Here is a 14,668-nt window from a genome sequence, read left to right as displayed (position 1 = left end):
ACCGCAGTGGGTGCCCTTAGTTAATTATTGTCGCTGCTTGTTTCATTAACAACTTGACGACCTTTATAATAACCTTTAGGTGAAACGCGGTGACTTAAACGGTATTCACCAGTAGTTGCATCGTAATGCATTGCTGGAACAGTCAATTTAATATGTGCACGACGTGAACGTTTCCGTTGCTTAGAAGTATGTCTCTTAGGAACTGCCATTTAACTGATCTCCTTTATTGTAGTTTTAAGTTTCGAATTACTCTCCGAATTACTCACATGTTTCAATGATACTATTCTATCACCAACAAATCAAGATTTATTGGCTTATCTTCTTATTCCTTCTTATCGGTCCGCAAAAACCAGCCGATCAGGACGCCAATGATGATCATCATCACTAAAACAACAATCAGGGGCAGCTTAACGTCGAACACGCCAAAATTGATTGCAACAACATTAGTATTCAAAACCACAAAAATTACCGCAAGCAATAATAGTGTTAACCCTAAAATCAGCTTGATTTGTCTCTTCTTATCCTTCATTTTCCTCCCCTATTTTCTTGAAGCAAATTTCCAAGAACACCAATCCCCAATTTTAGGAAACAAGTTATATAACTTCGCTAAAACAGCCAAACTAAGCGGCAAATCCAATTCACGCTTATTACTGCCGAAATAGTGGGCAATCTGCCAGGCAACATCATCGGGATCAAGCATAAACTCAGACACATTCTTAGCATAATTGCCGGTTTCGTCCGCGATATTAAAGAAATTGGTGTAAACCGGCCCAGGATTGACAGTCATCACTTTAACGCCAAACGGTTTTAACTCTAACCGCAAAACATTAGAAAATTGAATAACCGCAGCCTTAGAGGCACTATAAGCAGCCGACTTGGTTGTCGGAATTTTACCAGCAATTGAGCCAATGTTAATTATCTGGCCCGTTTTTTGTTCCATCATCACCCGGCCGATTAAACGGGTAAAGTACATCAAGCCCAAAACATTCACTTGGAACATAGAAGTAACCTCACGTCGGTCCATTTCAACAAAATTAGCAAATTTACCAAAGCCCGCGCTGTTGACTAAATAGTCAATGTGATTGGCGACCTTGACGATTTCCTTAAAAGTGGCATCAATCTGGTCGCTTTCTCCCATGTCGGTTGCAAACGCATAAGCCGACGCACCTGAAAGTTCCTGCGCCTCAGCAGCAATCTTGTCCAGCTTATCTTTGCTTCTAGCAAGCAAAATAACCGTTGCTCCGCGTCCAGCACTTTCTAATGCAATGGATCGGCCAATTCCACTCGATGCTCCAGTGATAACAACAACCTTATTTCTCAATGAATCACTCATTTTCCTCACCTTTCATGGGAACTATTATTTGATCAAAATCATTAATTAACTTTGTATTCGGAAAAACTTTTTGTGCCTGCCTCTCTAGGCTTTTGGCTTTGACACCCAAATACCTTGCCGAAATGTGCGTCAAACATAACTGCTTAACCCCATTATCGCGCGCAACGCGCGCAGCTTCAACCGCCGTCGAATGATAATAATCATGAGCAAGTTTGGCTTCATTGCCCGCAAAAGTCGATTCATGAACTAAAACATCGGCATTTGCAGCCAATCTAGCAATTGCGGGCGTCTTTCTTGTGTCGTAAATAATGGTCACAATTCTCCCCGGTTTTTTCGCACCCAAAAAGTCCTGCCCGTTTAAAATGGTGCCATCGGCTAAGGCAATTTGTTCTCCCGCCTTAAGTTTACCAAGTAATGGACCATTTGGCACATGATATTGCGCTAATTTATCCATTAATAATTCACCCTGGTGTGAATCTTCAACTACCCGGTAACCAAAACTGGGAACCCGGTGGTCTAATTTTTCTGTATAAACCCTAAAGCCCTTTCCCTGATAGATTAGCCTGTCAGCATCTGTTAAATTGACAAATTTAATGGGATAAGAAATTTTCGTCTGAGAAACGTGCAGAGCAGTTTTAACAAATTGGTCAATGCCGCGGGGACCATAAATCGTCAGGGGCCCGACCTCGCCCTGAAAGGAGCGCGTTGCTAACAAACCGGGTAAACCAAAAATATGGTCGCCGTGATTATGCGAAATAAAAATTTTACTTATTTTGCGCAGATGAATATTGGTTCGCAAAATTTGGTGCTGGGTTGCCTCACCAACATCAAATAGCCAAATTTCATTCATCTCGTCGAGTAATTTCAACGCAATACTTGATACATTCCTCTTTTTCGACGGCTGTCCCGCGCCTGTACCTAAAAATTGTAATTCCATAAATTTCCTATTCTAAAACTTTGCGTGCTCAACAATTTTTTTCACGACAAAAGCACTATAATATTTGGAACCAACTGGCGTCGGGTGAGTTTGATCCTGATAAAACCATGCCTGATGAGCCTGCGAATACCCGTACCAATCAATTACTGTCAAATTAGGATATTTTTTTGCTGCCTGTGCCAAAATATCATTCACTTGACCCTGCCATTCCCTAGTAGGAACGCGAACGTTAATCCAAAACACATGCCGTTTTTTGCCGAGTTGGTTCATCAGCTGATTGAGGTCGGCCATTGAAAACGGTCCATTGGTGCCCAAACCAATTAACACATTAGCGGCCAATGCATTTTGTTTCTGATAAACATTTAACAAATTAAAGGCCACATTTAGTTGCCGCGAAACCGCCGCATCAATTAATGCATGCGGCAACAATATTTTTAGATCATTACTTGAGCCCGCCATCACAGAATCGCCCACAGCAGTAAGGTGGACTTTTTGTGCCAGCTGCAAATCCAGCTGCGAAATGCCATAGCCCACAAATGATTCGTTCACCGGATGCTTTTGTGCATTTTTCTTTGCTTCTTTAATTATTTTAGCCTTTTTCGTTGTCTTTTGCTTTTCTTTTTTTAATTTAGCAATCAAGGCTTGATTATCTTTCACCTGCTCCTTGCGATTGGCAATAATGCGCTTGGCAAGCTGCGATTTATTAAAATTTTCTGCTTTTACGGTCGGCGAGATGAGGATGCCAGCACTACCAACTAACGAAATTGCAACAACAACAAGCATTTGCAACCATTTTAAATAATTTTTTTGTTGACGATCAAATAATTGCCTAAAGTAATTCTTTGTTTTTACCCAGCTGATTTTACCAAATGGCCGCTCAATCAAACGGTAGGACAATTCGCTGATTATTAAAATAATTATTAGCTCAATGATACGGTACAACCAGACGTGATCCGCAAGATCCCTCAGCTTATCTTCAAAAAAAATCATTACAGGAAACTGATAGAGGTAAATGCCATAACTTCTTGAACCAATCCAGTTAAACAGCGGATTAGTTAAAAGCCGGTTCCAATGACTTGCTGGATGAGCAATTATCCCAACTAACAGAGTAACCAGAAGTACAAAAAGAAGCATGCCCCCACAATAAGCAAAAGCTGCCTGGGGATCCATGCGCTTACTAAAAGTCAATACGGCAATGCCGACAAAAGCAAATAAGCCAGCTACATCTAAAAGAAAAGCATTCAGGCTACGAAATTTTTCCTGTAAATTCTCAACCGGCCAGACAACCGCCAACGCCGCACCGATACCCAAAGCAAAAAAACGGGTGTCGGTACCATAATAAATTCGGTTGATATCTACACCATTTTTATATAAAAAGGCCATTTCTAAGGCCGAAATAAGTGAACAGGTAACTAAAACACCAAAAATGGCCTTCTTTTTCTTAACAAATTTGGCCATCAAAAAAATCACTAACGGCCAAATAATATAAAACTGCCCCTCAATCGACATTGTCCATAAATGGATAAAGGGCGACTCATTACTGGCAAAGCGTTCAAAATAACTTTGCCCATTTAAAATTTGCCAAAAATTATAAACATTAAGCAAGTTAGCAAGCACAATCTGATTTAATTTGACCAATAAATTCCGCTGAAATAAGACGATATAGGCCGCAGACAGCCATAAAACCGCAATCAGCTGCGGATACAGCTTTTTAACCCTGCTCAGATAAAAGTGTTTAATATCATACTCACCGCTTTCATCATAAGCACGCAGCATATGATCGGTGACCAAATATCCAGACAAAACAAAAAAAATCGCCACTCCAAGATAACCGCCAACAAAAGTGTTCGGATCCAGGTGATATAAAATAACCCCAATCACTGCTAGTGCTCTAAGACCAGAATATCCTGTAATAAATCGATTCTTTTTCATATTTTTCAACATTTCCAGAAACTACTGTACAAATTCAAAATTAAAGTTGCCAATATAAACATCATCACCATCAACGGCACCTTTGGCGCGCAGAGCGTCGTCAACACCCAAGTTTTTGAGTTTTCTAGCCAGGCGCATAATCCCGTCATGATGTTCAATGTTAGTCATTTCGACCAAGCGCTCTAAACTTTCTCCCTTAATTTCGAATTCATGTTCGCCGATTTTTTCAACTGTAAATTCATTTTTCTTTGGTGCTGCATACCGGTACTCTTTTGTGGCTGCTTCAACTTGCGGCTTAACCTTTTCCTGATCAGCTTCTACCTGGTCAACCAGGGTAGCAGTTTCCTGCATTAATTTGTCAACCCCAGCATGAGCAATACTAGAAATAGGATAGATTGCTTCGTTAATTCCCTTAGCCTTTAAGTCTTGTTTAAACTGTGTTAATTTTTCCTCAGCCCCTGGTAAATCCATTTGGGTAGGAACAATTAACTCCCGTTTTTCAGCTAAATGCGGATCGTAGGCTAAAAGCTCTTTTCTGATTGTCTGGTAATCAGAAATCGCCAAGCGACCATTACTTGGATCCATTGAAACAAGGTGCAACAGCACCTTAGTTCGTTCGACGTGCCGTAAAAACTGAATTCCCAGACCAACACCTCTACTTGCGCCCTTAATCAAACCGGGTAAGTCAGCCATTGAAAAGTCACGGCCATCGGGTAAAATTACCATGCCCAAATTAGGGGTCAATGTCGTAAACGAATAGGCAGCAATTTTGGGTTTGGCCTTAGTAACAACAGAAAGAAGCGTCGATTTTCCAACGGATGGAAAACCAACAAGTCCCACATCTGCCAGCATCTTTAACTCCAAGCGTAAAACCCGATCCTCACCCGGTTCACCATTTTCAGCAATCTCGGGTGCCGTGTTCACACTAGTGGCAAAATGGATATTTCCGCGACCGCCGCGACCACCACGAGCAACAACTAATTCTTGTTTATTTTTGACTAAATCACCAATTTCTTCATTAGTATCAAAATCATAAACAGTTGTACCAACCGGAACCCGCAAGTAAAGATCCTTAGCGGCGCGGCCATATTGTGACTTAATCCGGCCGTTTTCTCCAGGTTCAGCCTTAAATTTGCGCCGGTAACGGAAATCCATCAACGTCCGCAAGCCGCTGTCGGCAACAAAAATAATGCTGCCACCGCGGCCGCCATCACCGCCAGCCGGACCACCGTTAGGAACATATTTTTCGTGACGGAAAGCAACCATGCCATCTCCGCCCTTGCCAGCTTGAACTTCAATTTTGGTTTGATCAACAAAAGTAGGCATGTTTCTTCTCTCTTTCCGTCTCAATCAACTTCCTTACTATAGCATAATTAACCCTAATTTTTTTAAATAAATTTCAATTCAACACACATTTATAAAGTTAACTTGACCGTTTGTGCCTGCGGCAATGTTAATCCGGCTTTCTGCAGTTCATCTACTGACGCATTCTTGATTTTTTTAAGGGAACCAAACTTCCGCAGCAGTTTATTACGGCTCTTTGGCCCGATTCCGTTAATTGCATCTAACTTGCTCGACAGCGCATTTTTGGCATGTGTACGCCGGTGAAAAGTAATTGCAAAGCGGTGCACCTCATCCTGAATCCGTGTCATCAGGTAAAAGCCCTGCGACTTGGGATTCAGCGGGATCAATTTCAATGGCACACCGTTAATCGGATCACCAAACAGCAGGTGGTTGGTGCGATGCTTGTCATCCTTCACCATTCCCGCAACCGGAATGTTTAAATTTAATTCATTACGCAGAACGTCCTCACAAGCATCAACCTGGATTTGCCCACCATCCATTAAAATCAGATCCGGCATCTTTTTATGCTCACGCAGCAAACGGCCGTAACGCCGCCGAACAACTTCGCGGGTATTGCGCACCTCGTCGCCGCCGTTCTGGTGTTCCACCTCGCCTTTCAGCTTGTATTTTCGGTAAGCTGTTTTATCCGGCTCGCCATCTTTAAAAACCACCAGTGCCGACACGGGATCGGCCCCCTGAATGTGCGAATGGTCAAAGCTTTCAATGATGTGGCCGTAAGGCAAACCAAGGGAAGAAAAAATTTCTTTTTGTGCTCCCTTGGTTTTGCGGTTGCCTAATTCCAACAAGCGAAACTTATCATCCAGCTTTAATTTTGCATTTTCTTTCGCCATCTTAAGTAGGGATCGTTTCTGCCCCCGCTGCGGGGTCCTAACAGGAACTTTAAGAACTTCCGCCAATGCTTCATTATCAATTCCCCCAGGAACCAGAACTTCTTTGGGTAAAACGCGGTTGCGTTGACCGTAAAACTGAACGATAAAAGAGGCAAAAGTATCTTCTGGATCCCCCGTATCTGTCAAAGGATACATCCGCGTTTCCCGCCGCAGCAATTTTGCTTGCCGTAAAAAGAAAATTTGAATGGAAATCCAGGAACGGTCAACATAAAAATTAAAAATATCCCGCTGCGTATTATCATTTGAAATGATTTTCTGCTTCTCAACGGTTTCTTCAATATAATTCAGTTGATCGCGAATTTCTGCTGCCCGTTCAAATTCAAGCCCGGCAGCTGCTTGTTCCATTTTCTGGGTTAAGTCTTGTTTCACTTGGGCAATATCGCCATTTAAAAAGCTTTTGATCTTCTTTATTTGCGCATCATATTCACTTTCAGGAACAGTTTTAAAGCAAGCTCCAAGGCATTGACCCATATGATAATAAAGACACGGCCGCCCCTGCTTACCATGACAGCGCCGTAACGGAAAAACCTTTTGAATAAACTTCAAAGTTGCCTGCGCCGCATAAACATTTGGATAGGGACCAAAATAATAGCCGTTATCCTTGCGCACAATGCTTGTTAGCTTAGTCTGCGGATCACGCTCGTTAGTAATCTCAATGTAAGGATACCCGGTTCCCTGCTTCAGCTGAACGTTGTAATAAGGCTGATATTTTTTAATCAGCGTTACTTCAAGTAAAAAGGCCTCCTTATCGGTTGAAACCGTGATAATATCATAATCACAAATTTCTTCAACCAGTTCTGCCCGGCGTCCGACCTGTTTGCTTTTAAAGTAAGAGCGCACCCGACTTTTGAGATTTTTCGACTTGCCAACGTAGATAACCGTACCGTTAACATCTTTCATCAAGTAACAGCCTGGTTTAGCCGGTAAAAGTTTAAGTTTATTTTCAATTAACTCGTTTGCCAAAAAATCACTCCCCTAAATGCATGATAAATTTTACCATAAATTGAGTCATCTCTTGCTTTAACCAGTTTAAAATTTATTTAAAATCAACCTAATCTATTGGCAACAATTTCAAGCAAGTCGGCAGCAATTTCTTTTTTGCTCATCCGCGGCAGCATATCTAGCTCCCCCTTCTTATTGATGATGACTACTTGATCTTGCTCGCTGCCAAAAACATTTTGCGAAACATCATTAGCAACAATATAATCCGCACCTTTTTCAGCTAACTTCTTTTCTGCATTGTCAAGTAAATCATTCGTTTCAGCAGCAAAGCCGACCACAACTTGTCCATCTTTTTTCTTGTGTGCCATTGTCTGTAAAATATCCGGCGTTTTAACAAGAGACAAATTCAATGTATCTTGTTGCCGCGTCTTCTTCAGTTTACTAGCAGCCACATTTTTCGCCTGCCAGTCAGCAACTGCTGCCGCCATAATTAAAGCATCACTACCGGGAAAAGTTTCTTCAACCGCCTGAAGCATTTCACGCGCGGTTGCCGTGTGAATAAGTTTGACTGATGAATTATCAGGTAAAGCAGCAGTCACATTTGCATAAATCAAAGTTACCTGTGCGCCACAATTTGCGGCTACTTCGGCAATCGCAATCCCCATTTTACCGCTTGAGCGGTTACCGATAAAACGAACGGGATCAATAGGCTCAGCGGTACCGCCAGCAGTCACAATTATTTTTTTACCCTGTAAATATTTAGTATCATTAAGTTCGGCGTCAATCCAAGTCAAAACATCCGGAATTTCAGGCATTCTACCTTTGGCAGAATAGCCTTCTGCAAGCATTCCGGTTGCTGGCTCCATTACTTTCACACCATCTTTACGCAAAAGCAGCAGATTACGCTGTGTGGCTGGACTCTGCCACATTTGATCATTCATTGCAGGCACAACCAGTTTACAAGCAGCCGTTGCCAAAAGTGTTGTACTTGCAGCATCATCAGCAATCCCCAACGCCATTTTTGCAATAAAATTGGCGGTAGCGGGAATAATAATTGCTAAATCTGTCCAGCGTGCCAGATGTACATGGGGAACGGCTGCCTTGTTTTCTTTTGCCCACAAATCGTCCAGCACCGCATATTTCGTAAGTGCAGCCAAAGTGGTTGCAGCAACAAACCTTTCGGCATTCTTCGTCATTACTGCGCGAACTTGATGGCCCCTTTTTTCTAATTCTGTTACTAATTGAACTGCCTTATAGCACGCAATTCCGCCCGTCAAATATACGGTGATTCTCATTCATTACTCCTCAGAACGTATTAATTTTACATAATTATTTTTATTTAAAGTTAATCTAAATATTTCCGTAATTCATTCAACATGTTAAAATTAAGATACAGTCAAACTAAATTAAAAGGAAGGAAATATACCAATGGGATTAACTTTTACTAAACAGGACAACCTTGAAAAATTATTCGATAAATTTGCGGTTGTCCCAGATAAAAAGAAAAAGTCAGCAGCCAAGAAAAACAAGACTGAAGATAAAAAATAAGCAAAAATGACTCCTGTCCCGATATGAATTTTCATATCAAACGATTGAGAGTCATTTTTTTGCATTAAATCAGCTAAGCCGCTGCTCGATCCAGTCACCGAGCTCCTGCACATGCTCTTTAGTGGTTGAGCTAAAAGTTAAGACGGTGACGTTTTCATGATTAACATCGATCGTTTTTTTAAGTTTTGTTATTACCGCGGAACGCTGGCTTTTCTTGAGTTTATCAATTTTGGTACAAACAAGTAAAAGCGGCAAATTAAGATATTGGGCATACTTATACATCGCAATATCATCTTTAGTCGGTTCGCGGCGGGCATCAATCAGAATGATCAGCCCGGTTAAGTTTGCTCGTGTTTCCAGATAGTTTTGAATCATCTCACCAAATTTTGCCCGCTGTGTCCGTGAAACCTTGGCATAGCCGTAACCTGGCACATCAACCAGATAAAAACTCTGGTTCACCAAATAAAAATTTAACGTTTGCGTCTTGCCTGGTTGTGATGATGTCCGTGCTAAATTTTTACGACCTAAAAGGCAGTTAATTAAGCTGGACTTGCCAACATTAGACCGGCCAGCTAAAGCAATTTCAGGTAAATTATCATCAGGATACTGCTTTGCCTGAACAGCGCTTAGTGCATACGCACTATCCTTAATGATCATTGGCACTTGCCTTTAAATTATCAACTTGCCTGTAGGTAATCTTAGGCCGTGCCTGGTCAGTAATTACTTCTTTAGTAATCTCAACTTTCTCAATGTTGTGCTCGCTGGGGATGCGGTACATCACACCCATCATTGAGTTTTCAATAATTGTTCTTAATCCTCTAGCACCCATATTTCTTTCAATTGCCAAATCAGCAATTGCTTTCAATGCGCCTTTGGTAAAAGTCAACTCAACATGATCAAGCGAGATCAACTTCTTATATTGCTTTATCAGCGCATTCTTAGGTTCAACGAGAATCCTAACCAAATCCTCACTATTTAGCTTGTCCAAAGTTGCAATTATCGGAATTCGCCCAATAAATTCCGGAATCATACCAAACTTGACGAGGTCACCAGTCGTAAGATGTTTTGTCCAATCATCGGCATCAACCTTATTGGCCTCATTTTCTGCGCCAAAACCAATTGTTTTCTTACCCAGACGATTTTTGACAATTTGGTCAATTCCGTCAAAAGCACCACCGACAATAAACAAAATGTTTGATGTGTCCATTCTGATCATTTCTTGCTGGGGGTTTTTACGGCCGCCCTGCGGGGGAATCGAAGCAATAGTACCTTCAAGAATCTTCAGCAGTGATTGCTGAACACCCTCGCCTGAAACGTCACGTGTAATTGAAACATTTTCTGCTTTTTTGGAAATTTTATCAATTTCGTCAATATAGATAATGCCGCGCTGGGCACTGTCAATGTCGTAATCAGCATTCTGAAGCAATTTTAGCAAAATGTTCTCTACATCCTCGCCCACATATCCTGCTTCGGTAAGTGTCGTTGCGTCAGCAATTGCAAACGGAACGTTCAAAATTCGTGCTAAAGTTTGTGCTAAGTACGTTTTACCGGAACCAGTCGGTCCAATTAAGGCGATATTAGACTTTTGCAGCTCAGTCGAAGAATCGACATCCATCTGACTGATCCGCTTATAGTGATTATAAACAGCAACAGACAAAACTTTTTTTGCGCGATCCTGGCCAATCACATATTGGTCCAGCTGCTCTTTAATCTCCATCGGTTTTGGTAAATTTTGGGACTGTTTAAGAGAATCAGCACGTAATTCATCATCAATAATTTTTTTTGATAAATCAACACACTCATTGCAAATGTATGCGCCATTTCCGGCAATCATTTTCTTGACTTGATCTTGCGTTTTACCACAAAAAGAGCATCTAATCTCATCTTGATCTGGAAATTGTGTTGCCATATTTTTCCTCCTAATTTCTATACAAATTTAAGATTACCATAAAGCCGCTTTAAAAATTAGTTTTTTGCCTATAAAGACTAAAAGGATGACAAATTCGTCACCCTTTTAATTAATACGTACAGTTTAGACTATTTATCAGACTTTTCATCGTCTTTATTTTCATCTTTAAGCTTTGCTTTAGCAACTTGTTTTGCATTATCAGTAACAAGATCAACGGCTTTACGCACAGTGATATCATGATTCAGCATGTCATCAGTTAAAGTAGAACGAACTGTTTTCTCATCCATCTTGTATTCTGCAGCCAAGTCTTTAATTTCTTTATTTTTTTCGTCTTCAGTTGCTTCAAGCTTTTCGGCTTTCACAATGGCTTCAAGTACTAAATTAGTCTTAACTCTTTCTTCGGCATCTTGTGAAATTTGTGCACGCAATTGTTGCTCATTGGTATTGGTTAACTTGTAATATGTCTGTGGATCAATTCCTTGACGCTGCATGTTGCCCAAGTATTGGTTCATTTGCGTATCAACATCTTCTTGAATCATTGCATCAGGAATCTCGTCAATCTTCGCGTTATTCACTGCACCTTCAACAGCTGCTGCTTGAATTTCATCTTTAGCAGCTGCTTCACGTTGCTCCTTCAAGTCCTTCTTGATTTTTTCCTTTAATTCATCAAGCGTATCAACTGAATCATCTACATCCTTAGCAAATTCATCATCTAACTTAGGAAGCTGTTTTGCTTTGACTTCATGAAGTTTAGTTGCAAAATGCGCTTCTTTGCCAGCTAGATCCTTTGCACCATAATCTTCAGGAAAAGTCACTACAACGTCAACTTCATCACCGGCTTTATGACCAATCAGCTGATCCTCAAAACCCGGAATAAAGGTCTTTGATCCTAATTCAAGCTGATAGTCTTCTGCTGAGCCACCATCAAATTCCTTACCATCAACTGTACCCTTATAGTCAATTGTGACAGTATCACCTTTTTCAGCCTTGTCCTTTTTAAGAATAAGTTCAGCATTTTGCTCACGCTTCTTGTCAAGTTCTGCATCAACATCTTTAGCATAAACACGTGTACTTTGCTTAGGAACTTCAATTCCCTTGTATTCACCCAATTTAACTTCTGGTTCAACTGAAACAATTGCCTTCATTGTCCAGTCTTTACCCTTATCCATTGATACCGGTTGAATTTGCGGCTGACCTACAGCAGCAATTCCCGTTTCTTTAACCGCAGCCGAATAAGCATTTGGCAAAACAAGATTCAATGCATCTTCATAGAGTGACTCCTCACCATAATATTGATCAAAAATAACTCTTGAAACGTGCCCCTTCCTGAAGCCCGGAACGCGTAAATTCTTCTTTATCCTTCTAAAGGCCTGATTTAAGCCTAAATTAACCTCATCTTGAGAAATATCAAAAGTAAGTTCACCAGCAGTCTTGCCGGTTTTTTCCCATTTTACAGACATTAACTAAATACCTCCAATGTCAAGTTTGAATTTGCTTTATATGTTACTACGTTATCTTACCTTAAACCTTGGCAAAAAACAAATTAAGCAAAAAAAATGTACTTCTATCAGGAAGTACATCTTTTAAACTGTATCTCAGAAACTAGTCAAGAATTTCAGTAACCTGACCAGCACCAACAGTACGACCACCTTCACGAATAGTGAACTTAGTACCCTTTTCAATAGCTGCTGGTTTAATCAACTTAACAGTAAATTCAGTGTTATCACCAGGCATAACCATTTCAGTACCTTCTGGCAATTCAATTTCACCAGTAATATCAGTAGTGTGGAAATAGAATTGAGGACGGTAATCTGAGAAGAATGGCGTATGACGTCCTCCTTCTTCCTTCTTCAATACATAAACTTGACCCTTGAACTCACGATGAGTTTGAATTGAACCAGGTGCAGCTAAAACTTGGCCACGGACAACTTGATCACGGTCAATACCACGAAGCAATACACCAACATTATCACCGGCTTCACCTAAGTCCAAAGTCTTGTGGAACATTTCCAAACCAGTAACAACTGACTTCAAAACCTTTTCAACTAAGCCGACGATCTCAACTTCATCACCGATCTTTACAGTACCACGGTCAATACGACCAGAAGCAACTGTACCACGACCAGTAATTGTGAAGACATCTTCAACTGGCATCAAGAATGGTTTATCAGTTTCACGTTTTGGAGTTGGAATGTATTCATCAACCGTGTCCATTAACTTCATGATAACTTCTTCTTGTTCCTTGTCACCTTGCAAAGCCTTCAAAGCTGAACCACGGATAACTGGAATATCATCACCAGGGTAATCGTATTCGGTAAGCAAGTCACGAACTTCCATTTCAACCAAATCGATTAATTCTGGATCGTCAACCAGATCAGTCTTGTTTAAGAAAACAACAATGTAGTTAACACCAACTTGACGAGCAAGCAAGATGTGCTCACGAGTTTGCGGCATTGGTCCATCAGTTGCAGCAACAACTAAGATGGCACCATCCATTTGTGCCGCACCAGTAATCATGTTCTTGATATAGTCGGCGTGACCCGGAGCATCCATGTGAGCATAGTGACGTTTTTCAGTCTCGTACTCAACGTGAGCAGTATTGATAGTAATACCACGCTCTTTTTCTTCTGGAGCAGCATCAATTTCTGAATAATCTTCAGCTTTTGCCAGTCCTTTTTCAGACAAAACTTTAGTAATTGCCGCAGTTAAAGTGGTCTTACCATGGTCAACGTGACCAATGGTACCAATGTTTACGTGTGGCTTAGTTCTTTCGTAATGTTCTTTCTCTGCCATTAAAATGACCCTCCTGTATATTTGCAAGAAGTCCGTTCAGATAAGTAACGGATAATTCTCTGTTTAATATTGTACTACTTTCACCGGCAAATGCCTAGTATTTTAATGCATAGCGCCATGCCAAATGAAAACGTCCTTTGCTAATTATACTAAATACCAAAAAAATGTAAAGCTTCTTCTTTAAATTATTGCGACAAATTTTCATAAACCTGCTCAAATAATTTTTGGTGTCCCCGCCCCTGATGCGTTTCAATGAAAGAAGCTAAGTCACTGGCAAAACTATCCGGATCATCAACGTATCTTGATAATTGCGGAAACAAGCTGCCCAATAAAAGATTAGCTTCACTCAAAGCAAGCGGAAGCTGACTGGGCTGGTGGTAGTATTTACTGCCAATTGCAGCAACGACTTCTCGATAAATCGTGTTCTTTTCCAGCAGTTGGGTTTGAGCCGGAATAAAGCTCCCCTCTTTGCCGATTACCCAAACATGAATTTTATCCTTGATTCCAAGTTTAATTAAATCCTCGCATAGTGAAAGGCGCACTGCAAAATTTTGGCTGGGATCAAACAGCAGGCTTTGCGCAAAACTTTTAAAATTAGGCAAATCTAATTTAAGCAAACTTTGATAATCTCTCTGATTAACTTGTTTTAGCTGCCTAAATTGCCGCATCAGTCTTTGCTGCTCCTTCAAATCTACCGCTTTAACAATTACAGGAAGCTTCTTCCCGCGCAAGTGTTCCAGCTGCAGTGCTTCAATCATAAAATGATTCGCCTGCAAAGTAGCGCAATATAATGCAAAAATACGCTGATCCGAAAACAAATCCGGTTCTTCCTTAATTAAAGCGTAAGCTTGATTTGCTTGTTTATTCTTTAAATACAAGCGGCCTAGTTTGCAGATTATTTCTGCATCCCGGTCTGTCCGCAGCGCTTCTTCCAGGTACTGAATTGCTAAAGAGACGTTGCCTTTAGTCTCAGCTTCAGCCGCGAGTTTACCTAAGTTTGTTTGACTTAACGACGCCAT

Annotated in this window: 14 protein-coding genes; 1 reads left to right on the top strand and 13 read right to left on the bottom strand. The window is 40.9% G+C overall.

Annotated features, from left to right (window positions below):
* Positions 1-20 precede the first annotated feature (20 nt).
* From rpmF to coaBC, 8 genes are all read right to left on the bottom strand, one after another.
* Entirely contained in the window at positions 21-209 is a 189-nt protein-coding gene (gene rpmF, locus PT285_RS05535) for a 50S ribosomal protein L32 (RefSeq protein ID WP_277148547.1), read from the bottom strand.
* A gap of 113 nt (positions 210-322) precedes the next feature.
* On the bottom strand, positions 323-529 hold the full coding sequence (locus PT285_RS05530) for a LapA family protein (protein ID WP_277148545.1): 207 nt from the start codon (positions 527-529) through the stop codon (positions 323-325).
* A 9-nt stretch (positions 530-538) separates the two neighbouring features.
* The gene (locus PT285_RS05525) at positions 539-1,333 is read right to left on the bottom strand and encodes an SDR family oxidoreductase (RefSeq protein WP_277148543.1); all 795 of its coding nucleotides are present in this window, start codon (positions 1,331-1,333) and stop codon (positions 539-541) included.
* Entirely contained in the window at positions 1,326-2,270 is a 945-nt protein-coding gene (rnz, locus tag PT285_RS05520; protein WP_277148542.1) for a ribonuclease Z, read from the bottom strand. The genes PT285_RS05525 and rnz overlap by 8 nt, the downstream gene beginning before the upstream one ends.
* A gap of 12 nt (positions 2,271-2,282) precedes the next feature.
* Entirely contained in the window at positions 2,283-4,202 is a 1,920-nt protein-coding gene (locus PT285_RS05515; protein WP_277148540.1) for an acyltransferase family protein, read from the bottom strand.
* 21 nt (positions 4,203-4,223) lie between these two features.
* Positions 4,224-5,528, bottom strand: coding sequence for a GTPase ObgE (gene obgE, locus PT285_RS05510; RefSeq protein ID WP_277148538.1), 1,305 nt, complete (start codon positions 5,526-5,528; stop codon positions 4,224-4,226).
* Positions 5,529-5,617: 89 nt separating this feature from the next.
* On the bottom strand, positions 5,618-7,420 hold the full coding sequence (gene uvrC, locus PT285_RS05505; RefSeq protein ID WP_277148536.1) for an excinuclease ABC subunit UvrC: 1,803 nt from the start codon (positions 7,418-7,420) through the stop codon (positions 5,618-5,620).
* 83 nt (positions 7,421-7,503) lie between these two features.
* Positions 7,504-8,694, bottom strand: coding sequence for a bifunctional phosphopantothenoylcysteine decarboxylase/phosphopantothenate--cysteine ligase CoaBC (gene coaBC, locus PT285_RS05500; RefSeq protein ID WP_277148534.1), 1,191 nt, complete (start codon positions 8,692-8,694; stop codon positions 7,504-7,506).
* A gap of 133 nt (positions 8,695-8,827) precedes the next feature.
* Between coaBC and PT285_RS05495 the strand changes: the two genes are divergently transcribed.
* Positions 8,828-8,947, top strand: a complete 120-nt coding sequence (locus PT285_RS05495; protein WP_277148532.1) for an SPJ_0845 family protein — start codon at positions 8,828-8,830, stop codon at positions 8,945-8,947.
* A gap of 69 nt (positions 8,948-9,016) precedes the next feature.
* Here the strand turns inward: PT285_RS05495 and yihA are convergent, their stop codons facing one another.
* The 5 genes from yihA to PT285_RS05470 all read right to left on the bottom strand — a co-directional run bounded on the left by yihA (position 9,017) and on the right by PT285_RS05470 (position 14,668).
* Positions 9,017-9,604 carry a ribosome biogenesis GTP-binding protein YihA/YsxC gene (gene yihA, locus PT285_RS05490; protein WP_277148530.1) on the bottom strand — a complete coding sequence of 196 codons (588 nt, stop codon included), beginning with the start codon at positions 9,602-9,604 and terminating at the stop codon, positions 9,017-9,019.
* Positions 9,594-10,856: an ATP-dependent Clp protease ATP-binding subunit ClpX gene (gene clpX / locus PT285_RS05485; protein ID WP_277148528.1), complete on the bottom strand. Its 1,263-nt coding sequence runs from the start codon at positions 10,854-10,856 to the stop codon at positions 9,594-9,596. Before clpX ends, yihA begins: the two co-directional genes overlap by 11 nt.
* A gap of 128 nt (positions 10,857-10,984) precedes the next feature.
* Positions 10,985-12,316, bottom strand: coding sequence for a trigger factor (gene tig, locus PT285_RS05480; protein ID WP_277148526.1), 1,332 nt, complete (start codon positions 12,314-12,316; stop codon positions 10,985-10,987).
* Positions 12,317-12,458: 142 nt separating this feature from the next.
* Positions 12,459-13,649: an elongation factor Tu gene (gene tuf, locus PT285_RS05475; RefSeq protein ID WP_277148524.1), complete on the bottom strand. Its 1,191-nt coding sequence runs from the start codon at positions 13,647-13,649 to the stop codon at positions 12,459-12,461.
* Positions 13,650-13,834: 185 nt separating this feature from the next.
* A complete protein-coding gene (locus PT285_RS05470) occupies positions 13,835-14,668 on the bottom strand; it encodes a tetratricopeptide repeat protein (protein ID WP_277148522.1) in 834 nt (277 codons plus the stop codon).

Origin of the sequence: Lactobacillus sp. ESL0791, from assembly GCF_029433255.1 — a bacterium.
Classification (GTDB): Bacteria; Bacillota; Bacilli; order Lactobacillales; family Lactobacillaceae; genus Lactobacillus.
The sequence above is the reverse complement of the archived record's forward strand: the minus strand, read 5'-3'. Positions and strand labels throughout refer to the sequence as shown.